Source organism: Bifidobacterium sp. W8110, from assembly GCF_016101375.1.
Classification (GTDB): domain Bacteria; phylum Actinomycetota; class Actinomycetes; order Actinomycetales; family Bifidobacteriaceae; genus Bombiscardovia; species Bombiscardovia asteroides.
In genome coordinates, this window is record NZ_JACFQO010000005.1 from 117,885 (window position 1) to 140,342 (window position 22,458).

Genomic DNA, 22,458 nt, shown 5'->3' on the forward strand with positions numbered 1-22,458 from the left:
TCTGGGCTTCTAGGGAACCAACAAGGAATACGATTATCAGCTGGATATCAACGAGAATTGTTGAACTTATATGTGCAGTTTTCGATAATGGTTACAACGAGAAAGACCAGTGTAAATATCGACCCGTCAACGTCGCTAACGATGATACTGACAATCCAGATATCGATAAATGGACCCGGAACAAGTTCCGCGTCTCTTCCAGGTTTCATTCGACACTCCTTTAATTGCAAGTAGAGTTGGCGACCATCAACATTTATGGTGTCAGTGGTCACCTGAATTGCAAATACTCAGAGCATAAATCAGCCGAAGCACTCCCTTATTACACAGTCAATCCCAATTATTCACAACAGCACTCTGGCAACATCTCCTCCCACCAGAGCTCAGCTTGACCTGATCGCAGCGCCCATTTGATACCGGAAATTCCGCCCCAGACTTTACCGAGCGTGCTGATTCCGCTGATGATTCTATAGGCCGGGACACCGTATTGGATAAAGACAATTCCCGTCTGGAAAATGAACCCTCCCAAATCAAACCTCGGTTGGATCTGGTTATCTGAGGGTCAGTTATAAAAGAAGGTTCCGTCAGCTAAGAAGTTATCCAGTTTTTCAGCGAAATGCGGAATGGTCCTGGAGTCGGCATTTTTAATCTCTGTAGGAAGCTGATCCAGACAATCGGCCAATTGATCAAGTTCTGCAGTGCTGAGGGATGAACCATTTTCTCTGGTTCGGATCTGTTCAATCATTGGCTTCTGCGCAGTTGTAATGAGTTCAGGAACGCTAGCCGTTCCGGTAACACCAACATCGGTGCCGCTGACGCGCTTGTTTGCACTAGGGCCAGTACCTTGTGTGTGTTCTATGACTGCATATCAGTTTCCTTTGGTTGACATGTATGCCAAATGGCATAGCCGTGCATTAGCTGCAGAAAAACAAAAAGCCAACATAATTGCTGAAGAGATAAATATGTAGGGAAACATATGGTGTCTCGAAGTCTTCTATTGCGCGATTAGAGGGCGCTTTATCGGCTCCGAGTAATGCGAGGGGCAAGGTTAGCGAAGTGGTTAAAGCCAAGTCTGACCCAGATCTTTGGCAATCCACGTAAGCGTTTCGGGAAGCACCGCCATCATTAAGATCAGAGTATGGCCACACTGGTGTTATACCCGACCAGAGGGCAGGCGGCTCATCGCCACATAGCAGTTGAGAAAATTGAAAGCACTATCTTATTTGGGGGAGAGGTTGGCTTCAACAAAAGGACCCCAATCATAGTGAGCCCAATATATCGTCACTTAGATGACTTCGAGGTATACCCATATCCCCAGTTCGCTTGAATGGGACTGGTGGGGCTCACGGAATAATGCTATCAGTGTCCAGCAGACTCTTGATGCCTGTTTCATCTGCGTTGTGTTCGGTTCGGACAGCTTTCTCTGTCATCTGAGCAAGGTACACGGCGGATTTCAGACTTAGACTCGGCTCCGCACGCCTGAGTTCACGGATAAACACAACTTGATCCTTGCTGGGATTTATTCCCCTGGAAGTGGCGATGCTTTGGGCCCATTCCACTGCCGCAGTCATGGGGTGTTCGTAGTCGGCAAATATCTTTGTGACTTCAACCCTCGGATTCTTGTCATTCGTCAAGCTCATGGCTATTCCTCTCAAAATTCCTGGTGCTCATTGTTGGCCGCTGAAGTTCTGATCGCTTTTAGAATCCAGCCGCGAGAGTCATCGTCACAGAAGCCGCCGATACCTCAACGCTTTCATGAATCGCCTATGACTCACTTTCATAACAACTATATAACAACATCATGGAATCACTAATCGCACGTTTGTGTCGTCAAACTCTGATGTCGCGGCCTTGGCCGCTTTCAACTCCCAACGCCTTCTGGCTCTATCCGTCAGTATGTTGCATATTTCGAACCTACTGATCTGGGCGTAGCGTGTTGCTCCCTGGCCGGTCAGCAAACTGCTGGTATGGTGTCGACTCAGTCATCTGGCCACGCATATGGGGTGGAGTGCATGTTGGATGCCAGCCACCGCGCCCAAGGCATGTTGTTCCGGTCCATGAAGGCCTTCATTTTGGTATGAATTTGCTTGCCGTCGCTAAAACTGAGGCGATTGTCTTGCCTTTTTTTGCGAGGAAACCACCTGCTACCAACACGCTTCCGCCGATGGTGGACATGTTCTTCTTCACATGATCCGCACGGTCTTTTCTTTTGGCCAAACAGCGGGCGCAGAAGATGCTATCCGGGTTATCCAAGAAAGTGTGGCATCCACGGGAGTTGCATACGGTCATCAGTTTTGAGCCGCATTTCGGACAGTAATCGAAGTCTTTTTTATATTTCAAGTTCTCTTTGTAAGAGTCGCATTCCTGGTTGGTGCAGCCTCTAACGCTCTTCATGGCTCTCATCCTTTTTATCAGTTATCTTTAGGTACAAGTGCTTTTCGGGCAACGCTAGGGATTTGCTTAGTTTGGATACGTCAAGTTGGAGTGCGGCCCGAGATCGCCAAATTCCCTGTTCTGTTCCTGTATCGGAGCGATCGCATTCCGCTAGAAGGCCCGCATTGTCTCCTACAGTCGTTTTGATAAAGTGCGAATATGTTTCCAGGGCTTTCACCATGGCCTTGGGTTCTCCCTGTTCGCAAAAAATGGCTGCTCTGGCAATTGACGCCTCGTGTATGGCAGGAAAGCAACCGTTGATGCTCTCCATTCTTTCATCGATGAGTTTTGTACGTTTGCCTTTTTCATGTTCGTAGTCGCCATTTGCGAGATATTTTACGTCAGACTCCATCTTCAGCTCGAGCTGGGCCTCTGCGTCCGATAGAGCGCGCAAAGCCTGAGATATAAGCAGCTTTCTAAGAGTGTCGTCGTCAACTTCACGGGCCTGCAGATAAAGGCGCATGCCGCTCTGTAGGAGGCCGAGCCTGTCGTTCTGTTGCCCCTCGAGTACTTCCTGCACGCGCACATCAATGACTGCAATCTGGCGGGCGATGTCTTCAAGTTGACCTTGAATTGCCCTGAGTTGTATTGCGTTCGCCGCTTGAACGGGATCAATTCCCTCGCTGAAATCCTCGCGCTTGATGGGTAATTTCTTTCCATATCGCCCGTTGGTATCCAAAAGTTGGGCAAAGGTGTTGCCTGCTCTATCGGTGGTTAGCTTGATGTCACCATTAGCGATGGCATCGAGGGTATTTTTTGGAGCATCTACCACCAAACGCAAATCGCTATTCATGGCTTTATGAGCCAAGGCGAATTCGGAGGATTCACGTTCCAGTGCATGAACGATGTCTTTGATGGCGGTATTGCCTTTAGTGATGCCATTCTTTATTCCGTTCCGGAAAAATGCCAAGGGCGAGTCCGGATCGGCGCTGAACTCAGATTCTTCAGGCTTCAACCAAACCCCCTATCGAAAGACATGCAGGCTGTGCGCTAATAGCTGACGATAATTCATTACATTATAACCGTCCATTGCTCAAAGGCGCTTAAAGCAATTGCCTTGTTTGGGAGTAGTCAAAGTCTGAAACAAATATCAACGAATGGTGCGGCACAGTATTTGCAACATCCCAACCTAACGTCATCCACACGGCCGTCCTCATCAGCACTAGCCTTAGGCAAGGAAAGTGATGTATATCAGACTCTTGGTATTTCACAATAGCTGGGTCAGAATTTTGCCTCACCAAACTTAAACTTCCTTGCGCACACCTGGCTTCAATGGCGTATTGCTCTGGCACATAGTTTTAGCGTTTAGAGGTCCTTGGCATGGACCATCAGGTAGTCCCAGGCACGGGTGGGGATCAGGGCATGAAGGGCGACCAAAGGTTTGGCTCCGAAGCCCAGAAGGTAGCGTGGACGAGGATGGCGTACTATCGAGGCACGGACGATGGCCCTGGCGATAGCGGATGGTTTGGTCAAATGCCTGCTCGAGTACAGTTTGCGTAGCCCGGCTGCAGCCCTAGATCCCGACTTTTGATAGGCACTCCTGTGGGTGACCGCCTGGAGATGGTCGGCGGCGATTGCGCCCCAGTTGGTGGCGATGGCTCCTGGCTCGATCAGGACCACGTCGATGCCGAAGGGTCGCATTTCCATACGCAGTGCGTCGCTGAAGGCTTCAAGGGCGTACTTGGTGGCGTGGTACCAGGCACCCATATAGGTAACCATCCGGCCTGCCATGGAAGAGGTGTTGACGATCCGGCCGCGTCTGGCCCGGCGCATGGCGGGCAGTACCAGCTGGGTCAGGCGGGCAAGGCCGAAGAGGTTGACCTCGAATTGTCGGCGGACCTCATCAATGGAGACCTGCTCGACCGGGCCATAGGAGCCATAGCCGGCGTTGTTGACCAGCAAATCAACCCGCCTCTCCTTCTGCAGGATTCGTGCGACGGCCTTCTCGATGGAGGCGGAATCTGTCAGGTCCATCCGCACGGCTGTCACCCCTTTGTCGCCCAGCGGCTTCAGTCGTTCGACACGTCGTCCTGCTGCATACACCCGGTATCCATGCTCGGCGAGCATTCGAGCGGTTTCATACCCTATGCCGCTGGTGGCCCCAGTGACCAGCGCCACTCGATTGGTCATTTCCTCACCCCTTTTGACGGATATCCAAGAATTCTGTCTCTTGCCTGTCTTTGAGGCAAAGTATATGACGGCGATCTCAAACGCAAAGGCCTGAACAGTAAGAAAAGGCCACTCTTATGATCGAGTTTGGTAGAACGACACCGCTTTGACATGACTTTTACCCAATTCGCTTTAGCTGGTCATAGTTTGCCGGCCATAGCGAAGAGATGAGCTCAGCATACAACCGATCAATACTTCGGGATGTAATGGGTCGGAATGAGATGAGAGCTTGAGTGGGGAGGGGGTTATCTCAATGTGCTGGTAAAGATTCGCGGTCTGCGATTTGCCAGCCTGGTGAATGGGTGATCCGAGGGAGCCTACCAGGGAACCTGAAGATTAATCTGGCCTGGTACCATGTCACCTACTATAAAAAAGTGTTTTGGATACCTGTCGCGTCCGCAAAATGGAAGTGCCTGGTCAAATAATGGTCGCGTTTATCGGATTGCCGCAACTTCGCTGTACGCTTACTATCAATGCTGATTGTAGACACCGCAGGAGGTTTCAGCATGCAGGGCACACGATTTACCTATTGGTGGCACGGATTCGATCTGTGACGCCGCGTGCCTTGTAGGAACGGTTGCATGGATCGGAACCCACCGGCCCTGCAGTCGTCGACAGCATTTCCCGTGCATCGTCACCGCATAGTCGGTAGGGCGGCACCAGCGACAATGGTTGTAGTAACCGCATGGGAAAGGACAAGCCAATGACATTGGCGGATCATATGAATGCCAGAGTCAAAGCCCTGGCACCGAGCGACATTCTCGAGTTCAACAAGGAGATCGCCGGAATAGACGGCATCGTGAAGCTGACCCTGGGGGAGCCGGACTTCTTCACCCCCGAGCACGTCAAGCAGGCGGGCATCCAGGCCATCCAGGACAACCACAGTCATTACACCGAGAGTCGCGGCATGCCCAGTCTGCGCAAGGCGGCGGCCGGCTATCTACACGCCAAGTATGGACTGGACTACGACCCTGACACGCAGATGGTGATTACGGCCGGGGCCACCGGGGGCATCTTCTCGGGCCTTACCGCCATGATCAACCCGGGCGACACGGTCATCCTGCCCACGCCCATCTTCCCGCTCTACATCCCCATCGCCCAGCTGAGCGGCGCCAAAACCGTCTTCGTCGACACATCCGATGACGGCTTCATTCTCAGGCCGGACAAGCTGGAGGCCGCCATCGAACACAGCGATGGTCCGGTCAAGGCCCTGGTGCTGAACTATCCGACCAATCCCACCGGAGTGACCTACGCCCGTGAGGATCTGGAGGCTCTGGCCCAGGTGGCGCGCAAGCACGGCTTCTTCGTGCTCAGCGATGAGATATACGCCGAGCTGACCTATCAGGGCACCCATGTGTCCATGGGCACCATCCTGCCTGAACAGACGGTCGTTCTTGGCGGGGTTTCCAAGTCCCATGCCATGACTGGATGGCGGGTCGGCATCGCCGCTGGCCCGGCCGACGTCATTGATCAGATCAGCAAGGTCAACGAGTTCACCATCACTTCGGTGACCACCAACGCCCAATATGCGGCCCAGGAGGCTTTGACCAAGGGCATGAATGACACGGATCCGATGCGCGAGGCCTACCGCAAGCGGCGGGACTATCTGGTCAAGGCCCTGCCCGAGGTCGGTCTGGATGTCATCGATCCTAAGGGCGCCTTCTATATCTTCGCCCGGTTGCCCGAGGGTATGCGCGACAGCTGGAGCTTCGTCTACGACCTGGCTCGAAAGGCCAAGGTGGCGGTAATCCCCGGAGCAAGCTTCGGGCCTGGGGGAGAAGGCTACGTCCGCATCTCCTATGCTGCCTCCATGGAGGATCTGCACACCGCCGTGGAGCGGATCGGCGACTATATGCGCGCTCAAAATCGCGGCTGATCCCTCCGGCGATTCACTCGGCAATCATCACAACCATCATCTAGCAACAAAATCAACGAGGACAGTTACCAAGGACTAGAAAATGACCAGCATTCTCATGTATTCAGTACGCCCCGACGAGCAGGAGGCCATTCAGGCCTGGGCGCAAGCCAATGACATTCAGGTGGACACCACCGACCACGATCTGGGGATGAAGACCGTGGACATGATCAGGGGATACGACGGCATCGTCATCCAGCAGCACGCGGCCCTGCCCGAGCCCGAGCTCTACCAGCGGCTCAAGGAGTATGGTCTCAAGCAGCTGACCCTGCGGATCACCGGCTATGACATCGTCAACCTGCAGGCCGCTCGGGAGAACGGGCTGGTCGTCACCAACGTGCCTGCCTACTCGCCCCGGTCGGTCTCCGAACTGGTTCTGGCCCAGGTCATGCGTCTGGTCCGGCATCTGGGGGAGGCCAGCGCTCGCGAGGCCAAGGACGACTATACCTGGGCTGGGCTTCAGGCCCACGAGATCCACAATCTGACCGTGGGGATCATCGGAGCCGGCAAGATCGGATCGGCAGTGGCCAGGATCTTTCGGGCCCTGGGCTCCACCGTCATCGCCAACGATCCGGTCCACCGCCCCGAGCTGGCAGACACCCTGGATTATGTGGACCTGCCCAACCTTTTGAAGCGGGCCGATATTGTCACCGTTCATACGCCGCTGGACGAGACCACACACCATCTGATCAACGCGCAGGCCCTGGATGCCATGAAGCCCTCGGCCTTCCTGATCAACGCCGCCCGTGGCCCCATTGTGGACACCCCGGCCCTGATCAAGGCCCTGCAGACCAAGTCCATTGCTGGTGCCGCCATCGACACCATTGAGGGGGAGGCCGGCATCTTCGAAAAGGATCTGAGCGGCTCCAAGGTCGACAACCAGGCTCTGGAGACCCTCAAGGCCATGCCCAATGTAGAGGTCTCACCACACATCGGCTTCTACACCGATGCCGCCGTGACCGCCATGGTCAACATCTCGCTGAACGACGTGAAGACCATCCTGGAGGGCGGCACCAGCGAGCATCAGGTGGACTGAGTCCATTGTTTATGCGACCCGGACCGGGTGCCGACCTACTCAGGCAGGATTGTGAGCAAAGGTGATGGTGCCCTGGTCCGGGTCCATGCTTTCCACGATGGCCAGGGACTTGAGGTTGTAGCCCTCTTTGCGCAGGGTGCGGCCGCCCTCCTGGAAGCCCTTTTCCACGGCGATGCCGATGCCCTCGATGACGACCTTGGCATCATGGCAGATGTCGATCAGACCGTGCAGGGCGTTGCCCTTGGCCAGGAAGTCGTCAAGGATCAGCACATGCTCGCCCTCCTTGAGGAAGCGCTTGGCCACGATGACGGGGTACTCACGCTGCTTGGTGAAGGAGTAGATGCGGGCCGTGTACTGGTCGCCGTCAAGGTTGATGGACTGGGTCTTCTTGGCGAAGACCACCGGCACGTCCCCGAAGTGGCGGGCGGCCAGGCAGGCGATGCCGATGCCGGATGCCTCGATGGTCAGAATCTTGTCGATCTGGTGTCCAGCGAACAGGCGGGCCCATTCAGCGCCCATGTGGTCGAAGAGCCGCACGTCGCACTGATGGTTGAGGAAGGCGTCCACCTTGAGTACATTGCCAGGCTTGACCGTGCCCTGGCGGCGGATTCGCTCCTCAAGTTCCTGCATGTCATCGTCCTTGTCGTCATGAATGCGGGGCCCCTATGGTCCCGACGGATAGACACCAAGATAACCCGGTTCTGGGACTGTTGTCCGGCCGCCCTGATCCGCCAGGTTTCACCTCCAGCGGATTGGAGTGTCTTCCTGGCGTGTCAGCCCGTCAATGCGCGGATTCAAGGCCCTGACTGTTACAGTGAAAATTGACCGCAATGGTCACGCATCGTCGCGATGCGTTCAAGGACCTAAGGAGGACCATATGGGGATTCTGGATGATGCAAAGGATGCCATGAAGTCTGCCGGCGAGAAGATTTCCGACGTCGCTGGCGATGTAAAGGACACCGTTATGGACAAGGCATCCGATGCCAAGGACGCCGTTGCCGATAAGATGGGCGACGCCAAGGACGCTGCCCAGGACAAGATGGGCGACGCCAAGGACGCCGCCTCCGACAAGATGGACCAGGCCAAGGCCGATGCCAAGGTCGGCAAGGCCAAGGCTGAGCAGGGCGCCACCGAGGCTGTCAACAACGCCAAGGACCAAGTGCGCAACTGACTGGGTCATCTCGACTTCCCAGACCTGTCCCGTTCGCTTTTCCTATCTAAAGCGGACGGGTTTTCATATCTGCCGCCTAACCTGTGAGCCAAGGTCGATGACACCGCTTTGTGGTAGAAATAGTTGTTTGCCGGGTGTGCGCCATCCGGCCTGTGACGGTGACCGAGACCAGATGGCAAGAGGTGGCTTGTGAACGAGGAACCGGACTTGATCCAGCGCAGCGCCAAGGAGCTGCTCAAGGGGCTCAACGATCGTCAGGCCGAGGCAGTGCAATACCAGGGGCCGGCCCTGCTGATCGGGGCAGGCGCAGGCTCAGGCAAGACCAGGGTGCTGACCCGCAGAATCGCCTGGATCCTCAGCCAGTTCGGCGCCTGGCCCAGCCAGATCCTGGCCATCACATTCACTAACAAGGCGGCATCCGAGATGCGCGAACGTCTGCGCAGGCTGATCGGGCCCGTAGCCGACCGCATGTGGGTGTCCACCTTCCACTCGGCCTGTGTGCGTATTCTGAGGCGGGACGGCAAAGAGATAGGCCTGCGGTCGGGCTTCACCATCTATGACACAGCCGATTCCGAGCGCTTGATCAAGCTGATCGGCAAGGATCTCAACATCGACTTGAAGCGCTACACCCCCAGAAACATTCTGAGCCACATATCCGACTACAAGAACAACCTGCAGGATTGGCGCACACAGTTGCAGGAGTACGCCCCCGACTACCGACCAGGGCAGCGCGGCCAGCAGATCACCGCCCGCTTCGGCAACGAGGAGGAGCTCTACTCCGTGATCTACGCCGAGTACGAGCATCGGCTTGCTCAGGCCAACGCCGTCGACTTCGACGATCTGATCGTACGCACGGTCCAGTTGCTTCAGCAGTCCCCGATGGTGGCGCAGTATTACCACCATCGCTTCCGCTACGTGCTGGTGGACGAGTACCAGGACACCAACCATGCCCAGTATGTGCTCATGCGCGAGCTGGCCGGCGCCGATGCCGGCAAGCAGGATCCCGCCTGGATTACCGTGGTGGGGGATTCGGACCAGTCCATCTATGCCTTCCGAGGGGCTGACATCAGCAACATCAGGGACTTCGAGAAGGATTTCCCCGGAGCCCGGACCATCCTCCTGGAACAGAATTATCGTTCCACCCAGACCATTCTTGATGCGGCCAATGCCATCATCGTCAAGAACGAGGGACGCAAACCCAAGAAACTCTGGACCGCCCTGGGCAAGGGGGAGCCCATCGTGGGCTACGCAGCCGACAATGCCCAGCAGGAGGCCGCATGGATCGCCACCGAGATCGCCAGGTTGCGCAGTGAGGAGGGTATTCCATACTCCGACATGGCCATCATGTACCGGGCAAACGCCCAGTCCCGCGCCCTGGAGGAGGGGCTGATCAATGCCGGCCTGCCTTATCAGCTGGTGGGCGGAACCCGCTTCTACGAGCGCAAGGAGATCAAGGACGCCCTGGCCTACCTGCACGCCATCGCCAATCCCCAGGACGATGTGAACATGCGGCGGATACTCAACGTGCCCAAGCGGGGCTTGGCCGCACGTGCCGAGGCGGCGGCGACCTCCTATGCGGATCTGCATCAGGTCTCCTTCTGGGAGGGGGTGCAGCATATCGAGGAGGTGCCCGGGGCCTCCACGCTGATGGTCAAGCGGATGAAGGCCTTCAGGGATCTGATTGCCTCCCTGACCGACTTTGCCGCAGAGCACGACACCAAGCCGTCTCAGATTGTTGAGAAGGTTCTGGAGGAGTCCGGCATGCTGGACGAGCTTCGCAAGTCAGTCGATCCGCAGGATGCCTCCCGGTTGGAGAACCTTGGCCAGCTGCAGTCCGTGGCCGCCGAGTTCGAGCAGAAGACCCCCGACGCTACTCTGGCTGGCTTCCTGGAGACCACGGCACTGGTCGCCGACTCGGACCAGCTGCCGGGTCTGGGCGACGACTCGGGCAAGGTGACGTTGATGACCCTGCACACGGCCAAGGGCCTGGAGTATCCGGTGGTCTTCCTGACCGGCATGGAGCAGGGGACCTTCCCTCATTCCCGCTGCCTTGAGGATGCCGATGAGATGCAAGAGGAACGTCGACTGGCCTATGTGGGCGTAACCCGTGCCAAGAGGCGTCTCTACCTGACCCGGGCGGCCGTCCGCTCCCAGTGGGGGCAGGTCAATGAGATGCTGCCCAGCCAATTCCTGGATGACATCCCTGACGATCTGATCGACTGGAAGCGTCGGCAGGCCGGCAACGAGCGGATGCGCGCAGGCTGGGACCTGGGTGACGACGAGGACGAATTCGGTGGCTTCGAGGATGAAAGCGACGGTCGCGCGTTCGGTCATCATTCATTCGGTGGGTTCGGCTCTTCCCGCAATGGGTACGGGCGCTCGCGGACTCCTTCGCAGCGCTCGTTCGGATCATCCGGGTATGGCTCTCGCAGCTCCTCCTCCAGAAATGGAAGGGTCACGACCCGGCGGAGCACAACAAACCCGTCGTCAACCTCACACGCTGGCAAGGCCTCGGCCCAGCCCAAGTCGAACGGCCTATCCATTCAGGACTTCTCCCTGGGAGACAGGGTGGCCCACGACCAGTATGGCCTGGGCAAGGTGGTCGATATTCAGGACAAGGGGCACAACTCGGTTCTGACAGTGGACTTCGGCTCCGAGGGGACCAAGAGGCTGATGCTTCGCTTGGCGCCGATCGAAAAGCTCTGAACGGACGAGACTCCAAAAGCTGTATGCTCACGACTCTTGCGAGGACAGCCATTCCACTGCGAGCTGGGTCCGGTTGGCCAGGTTGGTCTTGGCCAGGATGGCTGAGATGTGATTGCGGACGGTGCCCTCACTGAGATAGAGCCGCTTGGCAATGGCTTGGTTGTCGAGGCCGTCGGCCACCAGGGCGACGATTTCACGCTCACGGTCGGTCAGTGTTTGGAAGCGCCGGGTAACAGGTTCTGCTGGGTCTTTTCGTGTCTGCTCCTCCTGCTTGCCAAGTGAGAGATTAGCCACTGCTTCAGCGCCAAGAACCGTCTGCCCTGCCATCACGGCTTGGAGGGCCGGCACCACAGAAGCCACGTCCTGCTTGATTACATAGCCCTTGGCACCCAAGGCCAAGGCACGGGAAATATACTCCTTATCTGCAAAGGTGGTCAGAAAGAGTACACGGGCGGTCGAATCCATGGCGATGATGCGCTCCGCCGCCTCCAGGCCGTCCATACCAGGCATCTGCACGTCAAGCAGCAGTATGTCAGGCCTGCCACCAGCGGCCTGAAAACAATCTAGGGTTGACTGGCCGTCATTGGCTGTCCAGAGCACGTCTGCAGCGCCGGTTGCGGTCAGAATCGTTGACAGGGACGAGCAGACGATTGGATCGTCATCAGCGATAGCGACTTTCATGCCATAACCTTCTTATCCTCTACACGCTCAGTTGCACTCTGGTTGAACCAGGGTTCCTTGGGCAAGGATACGAAAACCTTCCATCCTTGTCGGTTGGGGCCGCTGTTGGCTGTGCCTCCCAAGGCTCTGGCCCTGGCTTCCATATCAGCCAGCCCCATGCCGCGCTGGAGCCCTGGCTCTTTAATGGGCGAGCTGTCAGGCTGCGAGTGCTGAATTCCACCATCATCCTGCACCACCATCTGCCAGAAGGCTGGTAGATCGCGCAGAATGACCTGTGCCGACCTTGCTGAAGAATGGCGGACCGTATTGGTAAGGGCCTCGCGAACAATGGTGGCCAGGCAACGACACACTGGTGCAGGAGCCGTCTCAATGCCGTTGTTCAGATCGACCTTAAGCTGCCCCATAGAAGCCTCGGAGCTGGCATCCTCCATCTGGGATGCGAAGTCAGTGCCCTCATCCTCCAAGTCATGCACCGAACGACGGATTGTGGTCATGGCCTCGTCCAAGGTCTTGCCGACATCGTCCAGTATCTGCTCGGTACCCTGATCACTCTTGCTCTGAGCAACCACCCGGCCAGCCTGTGTCTGCATGATGGCTCGGGTGAGCAAGTGGCCCACATTGTCATGAATATCTCGGGCGATTCGGGTCCGTTCCGATAGATGCGCCATCCGGGTCGCCTGGGCTCTCTCCTCGTCCAGATCGCTGATGCGGCCATGCAGTTGGCGAATCCTGTAGCGCTCGGTGTCTTCAATCTGCCATACGCGACCCTTAGCCACGGCTAAGTGTGCGCACGTCAGTCCGCCGCCTTGCGCCAGTGCCGAGGTCAATAAAGCCAGCAGGGCATCGCGTTGGGGGAGGCCTCTGAAGAGTATGAGGTCGCCCATAGCAGGTATCAACCAAAAGAATGCCGGCATCAAGGCCAAGAGCAGCCTGGGCCAGGCCAGTTTGGAATTCTTGGCTTGGGGAACTTTCATGCCGAATGACCTGGTGACCGGAACCATGGTTCCGAGTCCGACCCCCGCTTCGAAGGCCAGGGCTGGCAGGAAGAAAATCCAGTCTGGTATGAACGTTGCCAAAAGTGATACCAGAGCACCGCCCCACATGGAGCCTGGCGCAGGCAATAGCCATTCACACAGGGCTCCTGCGGCTACTGAGGCCAAGAGGCCAGCGACCAAGGTTCCTGAAACCCCTGAACCATACCATGATCCGCATAAGATCCCCAGACCAAGCAGGACCAGCCAGCCAGCTATCCTGCCCATGAATGTCTCCTCGCCCTGTTTGCCTATTGCCTCAAATAGTAATTGTCGGGCTACCCGTTCCTGAGCCTAGGCGCAGGCAGGACCACCCATGACAAATGTCATAAATTGTGGTTTGAGCATCCACAACATTGATGACGGCTGTCACGGTGTTGGGCCAGCCGTAGCTGGGATGATGGAATCATGAACAGTTCACGTGAGCAAGAGCCGGCCTTGAAGGTCAACGCATTGGTGAAGCGCTACGGTGACATGGTGGCCTTGGACCACTTCGACATGGAAGTCGGTCGTGGTGAAGTATTCGGACTGCTTGGCCCCAATGGTTCAGGCAAGTCAACCGCCATCAACTGCATACTGGCACTGCTCAGCTTTGAATCCGGAACGGTTCGGATATTCGGGCAGGAGATGACTCCGACCTCCTACGACCTCAAAAGTCATATCGGCGTGGTTCCACAGAATGTGGCCGTCTTCAACGAACTGAACGTGCAGGAGAACATCGACTATTTCTGCTCCCTCTATGTACCCAAGAAGGCCGACCGCAGGAACCTGGTCGAGCAGGCCATTGACTTCGTGGGTCTGGGCGACTTCCGCAGATTCCGTCCCGGCAAGATGTCGGGCGGTCTGCTGCGCAGGCTCAACATCGCCTGTGGCATCGCCCATCAGCCCGACCTCATCTTTTTCGACGAGCCCACCGTCGCCGTTGATCCACAGAGCCGCAACGCCATTCTGGAGGGGATCGAACGGCTGAACGCCCAGGGGGCCACGGTGGTTTACACCAGCCATTACATGGAGGAGGTCGAACAAATCTGTACACGCATCATGATCATGGACCACGGCCGTCAAATTGCCCTAGGCACTGCCGAGGAGCTCAAGGGCATGGTCCAGGCCGGCGAGCAGGTCACCGTCGAGACTTTGGATCTGCAGGACTCCACCCTGGCCCAGATTCGTGCCCTGCCCCTGGCCCAATCCGTCGACTATGACGGCAAGGAGCTGGTCATCCACTGCCGACAGGGCGAGCACAACCTCCAGGATGTGCTGACGGTCCTGGAATCCACCCAGACCAGCTACGGCCACCTGACCAGCCGTCCGCCATCCCTGAACGACGTGTTCCTGGAACTGACCGGCAAGGAACTGCGCGACTGAGCGCGGTCCCCAGGCTCAATTGCCGTAAGGAGCACCTATCCATGTGGAATTCATTCCTGATCAACGTCAAAACCTCGATACGCAACACCTCCTCCCTATTCTGGGTTCTGGCCTTCCCGGTCATTCTGGCCGCTCTGATGCTGGGCATCATGGGCAACCTGCAAGACAGTTACACTGCCGAGGCACAGCACTTCGCCATTGTCTCGGACGCCAACTGGAAAGCCAGCCCAGGTGCTGACGAGCTCGTTTCCTCACTATCGAAGAAACCCAAGGCCGGGTCCGATGACATTCAGCTGCTTATCCCGACGACGGTGGCTTCCAAGGCCGAAGCGAACACACGTCTGGATAACCGGAAGGACATCGGATACCTGTACGCGGGCTCTGACGGACTGGTCAACATGGTCCTGTCCGACCGCGAAGCCGCCAGCATCCAATCCGATGCAACCGCCTCAGAAGGCATAGCGGTCTCCATTCTGTCCGCTTCGCTGGGCAGTTTCAACCAAGCCAACTCCGCAAGGGCAGCCATTGCCTCACCAAGCAATCAAATTCTGTTGCAATCCGGCGGACCGACCTACACCAAGCAAATCCGCCTGACGCACATCCACCCTTCTATGACCGCGCCCTACTTCTTCGCTGTGCTGGCTATGGCCTGCCTTATCGGTGCCAGCACCGCTGCCGAGATGATAGCCAAGACTCAGCCCAACCTTTCAGCCTTGGGAGCCCGACGAGCCAGTTCTCCCAGCCCCAAGTGGCGGCAGGCAGCGGGCGCCTTCCTGGCCTCCTGGCTCTTCTCCGCAGTCAGCCTACTGGTTGCCTACATCTTCGTCCGCACAGTCTGTGGAGTGCAAACCGGTGGTCGTGACCCGATAGCCCTGATAGCTATCGCCGTAGGCACCTTCATGGCCACTGCTTTCGGCTCTATGATGGGCGCGATTCCCAAACTCCCCACCGAGACGAAGGTTGGCCTGGTCATAGGCATCGACTGCACCCTGAGTGCCTTTATCGGTCTCTACGGCAGCCTGGCCATGGACTTGAACAATGCCATCCAGGAGCATGCCCCCATCCTTCACCTGCTCAACCCCGTCAAACAGGTTTCCAACCTTTTTTACGACATCGTCTACTACGACAGCCTGGCACCCTTCGCCCGTACCTGCGGCATTCTGGTCACTATGGCTGCCATCTTCCTGGCCATCTGTGGTCTGCTCCTAAGGAAACAACGGTATGAATACTTGTAAAACAGCACTGCGTGTCATCTGGGCGCATAAGTTCTACCTGCTCCTGTATTTGGTGGGTATGAGCCTGATCATGATTGTCATCGGTTCCACGAACATGCAGGCCGCGGTACGTGCCAATACCTCAAGCTCGGTTGGTCGCTTTGAACCTGCGCAGGCGAAAATAGTCGTCATCAACCGGGACTGCGATAACCAGGCTGCTTGCGCGATGGGCCAGGGTCTGGAGCATTATCTGGGCAAGTCAGCCCAATTGGTGACAGTCAAAGATGAGCCTCAAGCTCTGCAGGATGCCAATGTGTCCGGCAAAAGCGATTTGACCGTTATCATCCCAGCCGGATATGGCCAACGGTTCCTTGATGCGCTTGAAGACACTGCTGCCCAAGCTCACAGCGACGGTAAGACACCGAGTTTTCCTAAAGTTGAAACGGCTGCCTCCTATAATTCCAGCCGCGGCAGTCTGGCACAATTGCAGGTGGACAGTTATTTTGATGCTCTTCGTACTGCCTTGCTTACGGGTCTGGGCCAAAAAGGTTCGATGGAGCTGCATTCATCTGCGGCGGTCAAGGATGCGGCTGCCTATGCAGTGGCACACTATGCCGGCAACCAGCCACATATGGGCATCCATGCCAGCCCCAAGACTGATAACCATGGAGCTTTGTTGAAAGGCTTCGCTACGACAGTCGGCCTGGCCGCTTTTCCCTTGATGACGGCGCTGACGGTCTGCGTTGCCACGCTCTTCGGAGCCTTCAGTTCTCCCGACCGACATCGACGCCTGCTTGCCTCTCCAGTGCGGTCAAGCAGCCTGAATGGACAGGAGCTCACGGCAGTCCTCATCCTGGCAGGCTTCTCCTGGGTATACTACGTGGCACTCGTTGCCTTCAGCATGGCGGCATCGGGGGTGTCCTTGGCTTCCCTTGGCTGGGGTAGGGTGCTGCTGAGCTTTTTCGTCATGCTGGTATTCGCTGTATCGGCGGCATCCTTTGGATTCATGCTTGCTCAGTTTAATCCTTCTTCTTCGCTCATAAACTCCGTCGGGGTCACCTTCGGCCTGGTGGTTATGTTCACCTCCGGGTCAAGTTCCGGCGGCCCCCTGCCTCCGGTCATGCAGACCATCGGCAAACTGACGCCGGGCTGGTGGTACAACACTGCAGTCCAATCAATCATGGATTCGAGCGCAGCAGGCTTGGCCTCCTGGGGCCTTCCGCTGACCGTGGTTGCCTTGTTCGCGCTGGCTTATGCCTGTGTCGGCCTTATGGTCTCACGCCTGACACGCACCCGGGCCACCCTGGTCGCTCCTGTCAGCTCCGACCCCAGTATGATCGGGTAGTTTTTCTGCATTCATATCATCTTTCTGTCAACGGTTTTGCTTACGGTAATCTACCGAATATAAAATAATTTTGGATAATAGAGCCAAACCAAATGCAGCACAGCTGAAGAAGTAAATGATATGAACATACTCGTCATTCAAGGATCACCCTATGGAGGTAGTTTTAGCCATACCAACGCCCAGGCTTATGCACAAGCTGCCCGGCGTAAGGGCCACACGGTCGAAATGATCGACCTCAGCCAGGAAGACTTTGACCCAGTGCTTCGCTACGGCTATGCCAAGCACATGGAGGACGAATCAGCGCCTAAGCGTTATCAAAACATGGTTGCACGAGCCGATCATCTGGTCTTCGTCTTCCCCATTTGGTGGGCGGGCGAACCGGCCATCCTCAAGGGCTGGCTGGATAGGGTACTCACGCCCCAATTTGCCTACAGATATGAGAGCAGCCTTAAGTCGGAGGGGCTGCTCAGAGGCAAGACGGCGCAAATTATCAGTAGCAGCCATGGGCCGGCCTTCGTCTCCAAGATGTATGGCTCCACCGTGACCCGATGGAAGTACTCCATCCTGAAATTCTGCGGTATCAAATTCACCGGGGCCAGCATTCTGGGCTGCATAGATTCGAAGATTGATACACCTGAACGCCGCGACGCCTTCACTCGGAGGATTTGCGAGACAGTCCCCTCAGCAAAGTAAGGCCTGTCAGCCTTATTGAGACGCTTTTGTGTCTATGTCGCTAAGCGATGGATTCTTGGTAGCCAATGGCGAAAAAGCGCCGGCGCGGCATTCAAAAGGCCTTCACCTCGTCGATCATTCATCCGGCTTCATGGCCAGTCTGGCAATCAGACATGTCAGCAGTGTCACCATGACAACACCAGTGATGATCAAGGTCATGGGGCAGTGGTCGATCAGCGGGCCGAAGGCGGCCTGTCCCAGCGGAATCGCGCACATGCATAGACTGTTGGTCAGCCCTATTACTTTGCCTATCAGCATTGCAGGGGTATGAATCTGCTCATAGGACATGGAAGTGATGTTGACCGTCTGCACCATTCCCGCAGCCAGAGCCATGCACCCGGTTACCAGGGCGAAGAGGACATGAGCAGGCAAATGCAGAAGCAGCCCTGCGGCAATGGGCAGGAGGACCAGTGCGCTGCCCGAGAGCAGCAAGGGTATCCGTTGCAGATAGAACCAGCTAGGGCGGATGGACACCGAGATGGCTCCAAGCAGGCTCCCGCAGGCCAGTATCCCTTCGGCCAGCCCCTGCATGGCATTGCTCAGACCCAGTGTCCGAGTGATTATATATGGCAGGGCCACGTTGATGTAGGAGGCAAAGATCAGGTTGGCCGCCAGGCTGAGTCCTATGACCACTTTGAGGTTGCTATGCCTGACCAGAAACTGTGCAGCCGCTTTGGTGTCCGCAGCCAGATGGCTCACCAGTGCTCCTGGGCCTTGGGAGGGACCCTGTGCCGGTTCGGGAATCCTGACGGCGATTCTGATCCAGACGGCAGAAAGAAGACAGACCAAAGCGGCAACCCCGACCACTTGCATGATTCCGAAGAAGCCCATGACCATGCCGGCAAATACTGGTCCGATCATTCCTACCAGGGAGATTGCCTGGGAAACCAGGGCTGATGCGCGGGTCAGGTCTTTTCTGTCCACCAGACAGTGAAGGGCCGCCTGCACCGTTGGGCTGTAACAGGCTCTGTAGGCATTGACCAGCATCATGCAGGCCACGGTCAAAAAAACCGGGTCGATCTTCTGGCTTATCAGGATGTACAAGAAGGCGGTCAATGCTGACAGAATGTCCAGCACCGCCATGGTGGACTGCTTGTGCAGCCGGTCGGCCAGAGCTCCGCCCAGGGGGGTCAGGAGTATGGATGGAAGGACCGCCAGAGCGGAGACCATGCCATAGAGGGATGCCGATCCTGAGATGTTGAGCAGGTGAAGCGGAAGGGCGAAGACCAAGCATGTTTGCCCTAGATTGGAGAGAATCTCAGTCGTCAGAAGAGCAATGAACGGCAGTGTCAGCAGCCCCTTGCCCTTGGAGTGGTCCATGCTTGAGGTTTGGTCGTGAGCGGGCGGGTTCATCTGCTGCCTTCGCTTTCAGTCTTTTCCTTGTTGTTGCCCTTGGCATTGGTGCCGAAGGAGGCCAGTAGGTCGGAGAATCCCTGGTCCTGCAGGGGGATGCCCAGGCCCCGCATGATCGAGAAAAAGCAAGCGGCTCTGGTGCGAAGCTCCGTCTGCGTGCCCCGGCGAAAGAAGGGCAGCAGCCACATGTTGGTCAGCAGGCGGAAGATCTCCGCGGTTTGTTCGACATGGTCCACATGCAGTGAACCGTCCTGATTGCCCTGGTTGAATAGGTCGACAAAGTCGTCCCGCTCATCCACCAAGGCGATGAATTCCATTCCGATCATCTTGGGATTGGCCTTTGGGTTGAATTTGCTGAACATCAGATCCGCAGCCTCCAGCCTCTTTCGCGCTCGCTCAGGGGAGAAGAGCGACTGCAGCTGCTCCAAGGCCGTGCCCTGTTCCGTCTGGGGTTGAGCCTTGTCGGTCGCCTCGCTCATGGTCTTCATCAACCTATTGGCCACGGCGTCGAAGAGGTCTTCCTTGGACCGGAAGTGATGGTAGACGGCTCCCTTGCTCAAGCCTGCGGTCGCATCGATAATGTCCTGCATGCTGGTCTTGTCGTAACCTTGGCTGGTGAAGAGCTCGGTCGCGGCTTTGATGATTCGCTCCTGCGTCAACTCGGGATGCGCATTGCGGGCCATGCTGGCCTTCCTTTCAGTTTGCCGAAACGAGTCGTCGCTGATCGGTTGGGGAAGTCGGTCATCCTTGATTAAATAACATACCGACCGTTGGTATGAATATATCACAACATACTCGTCCCCGCAGGTCGGGCACATGTGGTTTAATAAACACTTGGTTTGCGCATTTGTGCGCGGGCCTATCTGGAGTCTCAGCCCGTCAATGGGTCGGCGGCCGCAAGGTCGTTCGTGCTTGGCACGGTGAAGCATTGGAGAGGCCTGACTCGACGGTTCCGGCCGTCTTCGTTCAGATAACGACAGAAGCAAGTAAGGATTGCATCAATGACCAACATTCAGCGTGCGCGTCGCCAGGTTCGCCTGTCCCGCGCTCTGGGCATCGCCCTGACCCCCAAGGCACAGCGCCTGTTCGAGAAGCGCCCCTACGGCCCCGGCGAGCACGGCCGCAGCCGCCGTCGCACCGAGTCCGACTACGCCGTCCGTCTGCGCGAGAAGCAGAGGCTGCGCGCCCAGTACGGCGTATCCGAGAAGCAGCTGCGTGCCGCCTATGAACGGGGCACCCACGAGTCCGGCCAGACCGGTGCCGCCATGCTTCGCGAGCTGGAGTGCCGCCTGGACAACCTGGTCCTGCGCGCCGGCATCGCCCGCACCACAGCCCAGGCCCGTCAGTACGTGGTCCACCGCCACATCCTGGTCGACGGCAACATCGTGGACCGACCCTCCTACAGGGTCAAGCCAGGCCAGACCATTCAGGTTAAGCCCAAGAGCCAGACCATGGTGCCTTTCCAGATCGCCGCTGAAGGCGTCCACCGGGATGTGCTGCCCGCAGTCCCCGGCTACCTGGACGTGGATCTGGCCTCCCTGAAGGCCAGCCTGGTCCGTAAGCCTGAGCCCGAAGAGATTCCGGTTCAGATCAACATCCAGTACGTGGTCGAGTTCTACGCTCGCTGATCACCTGCGACTTTGGGGCCCCGGTTCGTCCGGGGCCCTTTGCGTGCCAGGATCTGCCGCCCTTGCTGGGGTGTGGGTGGGATAATAGGGGCATGTTGCTCCATCTGTATGCTGTCCGCCATGGACAGACCTATTTCAATCGCTACAACCGTCTTCAGGGCTGGTCCAACTCGCCCCTGACTTTATCGGGGCTGGAGGATGCCGACCGTGCGGGTCGTAAATTGAGCAAGGTGAGTTTTGCGGCCGCTTACTGTTCGGACACCACCCGAGCCCAGGAGACAGTCCGCAGGATCCTGGCCCAGAACCAGTCGGGGAAGAAGCCCGAGCCGATCAGCGACAGCCACTTTCGAGAGCAGTTCTACGGCTACTTCGAGGGGCAGGACATGGCCATGGCCTGGTGGGCCGCAGGAGCGCCCCATGGAGCAGGCACCTACCAGCAGATTGTGGACCAGTTTGGTCTGGCCGCCACTAGGGACTTCCTCAAGGAGGCCGATCCCTTCGGCGATGCCGAGTCCGACAGCGAGTACTGGATTCGGATTGCCGGCGGATTCGCCATGATTGCCGCCGACCAGCAGCTGAAGAATGATGACTGCGTCCTGCTGATCTCGCACGGCAACACCCTGCTCAGTCTGGTCAACCGCTTCGGCGGCGGGCGTTACGACACCAGCAGCCGCCCAAGCAACGGAAGTGTCACCATATTCGACTTCGATACGGAGGCCCCCTTCGAGCGGGCCTTGCAGGTTCGGTCCTTCAACAGCTGAACGGACTTCAACCGGCCGTTCATGGCCTGGCCTGATAGACGGCGCGTGCTAGCGTTGTCCCCAGTATCGTACCAATGGAAGAGAGGTAGCAGATGGACGTAGGACAGATTGCCGGCCTGATAGCGGCCATTGCCTTCGCTATCCTGGCGGGGTTTCTGATCTACCCCCTGATTCGTCTGGGGAAGCTCTTCGATCAGCTGGCGCAGACCATCAAGCAGACGGGTGACCATGTCGTGCCCACCCTGGACGAGTCCACCAGCACGGTCACCCAGCTCAATCAGACCCTGACTGACGTCAATCGCATCTCCGCAGCGGCCTCAACCACGGCAGGCAACGTCGGCGCCCTGACCGACCTGTACGGATCGATGCTGGGCAAGCCGGTCATCAAAGTGGCGGCTTTCTTCTACGCCCTGCGCAAGACGATTTCGTCATTCCTTTCAGGAGGCCGCGAGAGCGCCAAATCCAAGTCCTCCACAGCGGAAAAGACCAATGACGGCCTGGGGAACGAGGGGAGGACCCGCTGATGTTCAAACGGATCTTCTGGCTGGGACTGGGCGTCACAGCAGGCGTGGTCCTGGTGACCAAGGCCGAGGCCTATGTGAGGGCCAATACCCCCAAGCGAGCGAGGGAATTCGTACTGGGTGAGGACCAGGACCAGGTGGCCTCCCGGACCCTGGCCGGACTGGTGCGTCAGTTCACCCAGACAATGCAGGAGCGGCAGGACGAGCTGGACCGCCGCTATCTGGACCGTTTCCAGGGCTGAGCCTGGGGCGGACAGGCCAGGACAGATGCGCCTGGCCGGTGTAAAATCACCATATTCAGCTATGAGTCCGGAGTACGGGCAACTTGTTCGTGCTCCGGACAACCGAGTCATTTGGACAACCCGTAATCCCGTCGGCGTTCACCGGGTCTGAAGGAGCA

General features: G+C 57.3%; 22 protein-coding genes. 12 read left to right on the forward strand and 10 right to left on the reverse strand.

Annotated features, from left to right (window positions below; all coding sequences use genetic code 11):
* Positions 1-559 precede the first annotated feature (559 nt).
* The 5 genes from H3T88_RS08000 to H3T88_RS08020 form a co-directional block, all read right to left on the reverse strand.
* Positions 560-742 carry a hypothetical protein gene (locus H3T88_RS08000; protein WP_198204216.1) on the reverse strand — a complete coding sequence of 61 codons (183 nt, stop codon included), beginning with the start codon at positions 740-742 and terminating at the stop codon, positions 560-562.
* Positions 743-1,340: 598 nt separating this feature from the next.
* Positions 1,341-1,637, reverse strand: a complete 297-nt coding sequence (locus H3T88_RS08005; protein ID WP_110417278.1) for a hypothetical protein — start codon at positions 1,635-1,637, stop codon at positions 1,341-1,343.
* A gap of 427 nt (positions 1,638-2,064) precedes the next feature.
* Complete coding sequence (locus H3T88_RS08010; RefSeq protein ID WP_110417277.1) at positions 2,065-2,391, reverse strand: hypothetical protein; 327 nt, start codon at positions 2,389-2,391, stop codon at positions 2,065-2,067.
* On the reverse strand, positions 2,378-3,385 hold the full coding sequence (locus tag H3T88_RS08015) for a hypothetical protein (RefSeq protein ID WP_198204217.1): 1,008 nt from the start codon (positions 3,383-3,385) through the stop codon (positions 2,378-2,380). Before H3T88_RS08015 ends, H3T88_RS08010 begins: the two co-directional genes overlap by 14 nt.
* Positions 3,386-3,735: 350 nt before the next feature.
* Complete coding sequence (locus H3T88_RS08020) at positions 3,736-4,560, reverse strand: oxidoreductase (protein WP_198204218.1); 825 nt, start codon at positions 4,558-4,560, stop codon at positions 3,736-3,738.
* Between the two features lie 742 nt (positions 4,561-5,302).
* Here H3T88_RS08020 and H3T88_RS08025 point away from each other — a divergent pair.
* Positions 5,303-6,475 carry an aminotransferase class I/II-fold pyridoxal phosphate-dependent enzyme gene (locus tag H3T88_RS08025; protein ID WP_198204219.1) on the forward strand — a complete coding sequence of 391 codons (1,173 nt, stop codon included), beginning with the start codon at positions 5,303-5,305 and terminating at the stop codon, positions 6,473-6,475.
* A gap of 82 nt (positions 6,476-6,557) precedes the next feature.
* A complete protein-coding gene (locus tag H3T88_RS08030) occupies positions 6,558-7,550 on the forward strand; it encodes a D-2-hydroxyacid dehydrogenase (RefSeq protein ID WP_198204220.1) in 993 nt (330 codons plus the stop codon).
* Positions 7,551-7,589: 39 nt separating this feature from the next.
* Here the strand turns inward: H3T88_RS08030 and H3T88_RS08035 are convergent, their stop codons facing one another.
* Positions 7,590-8,180, reverse strand: a complete 591-nt coding sequence (locus tag H3T88_RS08035; protein WP_015021927.1) for a xanthine phosphoribosyltransferase — start codon at positions 8,178-8,180, stop codon at positions 7,590-7,592.
* Between the two features lie 247 nt (positions 8,181-8,427).
* Here H3T88_RS08035 and H3T88_RS08040 point away from each other — a divergent pair, with 247 nt between their 5' ends.
* Together H3T88_RS08040 and H3T88_RS08045 are read left to right on the forward strand one after the other, a co-directional pair.
* The gene (locus tag H3T88_RS08040; protein WP_045924523.1) at positions 8,428-8,721 is read left to right on the forward strand and encodes a hypothetical protein; all 294 of its coding nucleotides are present in this window, start codon (positions 8,428-8,430) and stop codon (positions 8,719-8,721) included.
* A 189-nt stretch (positions 8,722-8,910) separates the two neighbouring features.
* Positions 8,911-11,427 carry a UvrD-helicase domain-containing protein gene (locus tag H3T88_RS08045; RefSeq protein WP_198204221.1) on the forward strand — a complete coding sequence of 839 codons (2,517 nt, stop codon included), beginning with the start codon at positions 8,911-8,913 and terminating at the stop codon, positions 11,425-11,427.
* Positions 11,428-11,454: 27 nt separating this feature from the next.
* Here the strand turns inward: H3T88_RS08045 and H3T88_RS08050 are convergent, their stop codons facing one another.
* A complete protein-coding gene (locus H3T88_RS08050; protein WP_198204222.1) occupies positions 11,455-12,108 on the reverse strand; it encodes a response regulator transcription factor in 654 nt (217 codons plus the stop codon).
* Complete coding sequence (locus tag H3T88_RS08055) at positions 12,105-13,367, reverse strand: sensor histidine kinase (RefSeq protein WP_198204223.1); 1,263 nt, start codon at positions 13,365-13,367, stop codon at positions 12,105-12,107. Before H3T88_RS08055 ends, H3T88_RS08050 begins: the two co-directional genes overlap by 4 nt.
* 180 nt (positions 13,368-13,547) lie before the next feature.
* Here H3T88_RS08055 and H3T88_RS08060 point away from each other — a divergent pair, with 180 nt between their 5' ends.
* The 4 genes from H3T88_RS08060 to H3T88_RS08075 all read left to right on the forward strand — a co-directional run bounded on the left by H3T88_RS08060 (position 13,548) and on the right by H3T88_RS08075 (position 17,756).
* Positions 13,548-14,504 carry an ABC transporter ATP-binding protein gene (locus H3T88_RS08060; protein WP_198204224.1) on the forward strand — a complete coding sequence of 319 codons (957 nt, stop codon included), beginning with the start codon at positions 13,548-13,550 and terminating at the stop codon, positions 14,502-14,504.
* A 41-nt stretch (positions 14,505-14,545) separates the two neighbouring features.
* On the forward strand, positions 14,546-15,739 hold the full coding sequence (locus H3T88_RS08065; protein WP_015021921.1) for an ABC transporter permease: 1,194 nt from the start codon (positions 14,546-14,548) through the stop codon (positions 15,737-15,739).
* Positions 15,726-17,063, forward strand: coding sequence for an ABC transporter permease (locus H3T88_RS08070; RefSeq protein ID WP_198204225.1), 1,338 nt, complete (start codon positions 15,726-15,728; stop codon positions 17,061-17,063). The genes H3T88_RS08065 and H3T88_RS08070 overlap by 14 nt, the downstream gene beginning before the upstream one ends.
* Positions 17,064-17,183: 120 nt before the next feature.
* Positions 17,184-17,756 (forward strand): NAD(P)H-dependent oxidoreductase, encoded by a 573-nt coding sequence (locus H3T88_RS08075; protein ID WP_198204226.1) that lies wholly within the window; start codon positions 17,184-17,186, stop codon positions 17,754-17,756.
* A 114-nt stretch (positions 17,757-17,870) separates the two neighbouring features.
* Here H3T88_RS08075 and H3T88_RS08080 read toward each other — a convergent pair whose 3' ends face one another.
* Positions 17,871-19,148: an MFS transporter gene (locus H3T88_RS08080; RefSeq protein ID WP_198204227.1), complete on the reverse strand. Its 1,278-nt coding sequence runs from the start codon at positions 19,146-19,148 to the stop codon at positions 17,871-17,873.
* Complete coding sequence (locus H3T88_RS08815; protein ID WP_198204228.1) at positions 19,145-19,831, reverse strand: TetR/AcrR family transcriptional regulator; 687 nt, start codon at positions 19,829-19,831, stop codon at positions 19,145-19,147. The genes H3T88_RS08080 and H3T88_RS08815 overlap by 4 nt, the downstream gene beginning before the upstream one ends.
* 318 nt (positions 19,832-20,149) lie before the next feature.
* Between H3T88_RS08815 and rpsD the strand changes: the two genes are divergently transcribed.
* The 4 genes from rpsD (at position 20,150) to H3T88_RS08105 (ending at position 22,300) form a co-directional block, all read left to right on the forward strand.
* On the forward strand, positions 20,150-20,776 hold the full coding sequence (gene rpsD / locus H3T88_RS08090; RefSeq protein ID WP_015021916.1) for a 30S ribosomal protein S4: 627 nt from the start codon (positions 20,150-20,152) through the stop codon (positions 20,774-20,776).
* Between the two features lie 92 nt (positions 20,777-20,868).
* Complete coding sequence (locus H3T88_RS08095) at positions 20,869-21,537, forward strand: histidine phosphatase family protein (protein ID WP_198204229.1); 669 nt, start codon at positions 20,869-20,871, stop codon at positions 21,535-21,537.
* A 92-nt stretch (positions 21,538-21,629) separates the two neighbouring features.
* Positions 21,630-22,061 carry a DUF948 domain-containing protein gene (locus H3T88_RS08100; protein WP_015021914.1) on the forward strand — a complete coding sequence of 144 codons (432 nt, stop codon included), beginning with the start codon at positions 21,630-21,632 and terminating at the stop codon, positions 22,059-22,061.
* Entirely contained in the window at positions 22,061-22,300 is a 240-nt protein-coding gene (locus H3T88_RS08105; protein ID WP_110417261.1) for a hypothetical protein, read from the forward strand. Before H3T88_RS08100 ends, H3T88_RS08105 begins: the two co-directional genes overlap by 1 nt.
* The last annotated feature ends 158 nt before the right edge of the window (positions 22,301-22,458 follow it).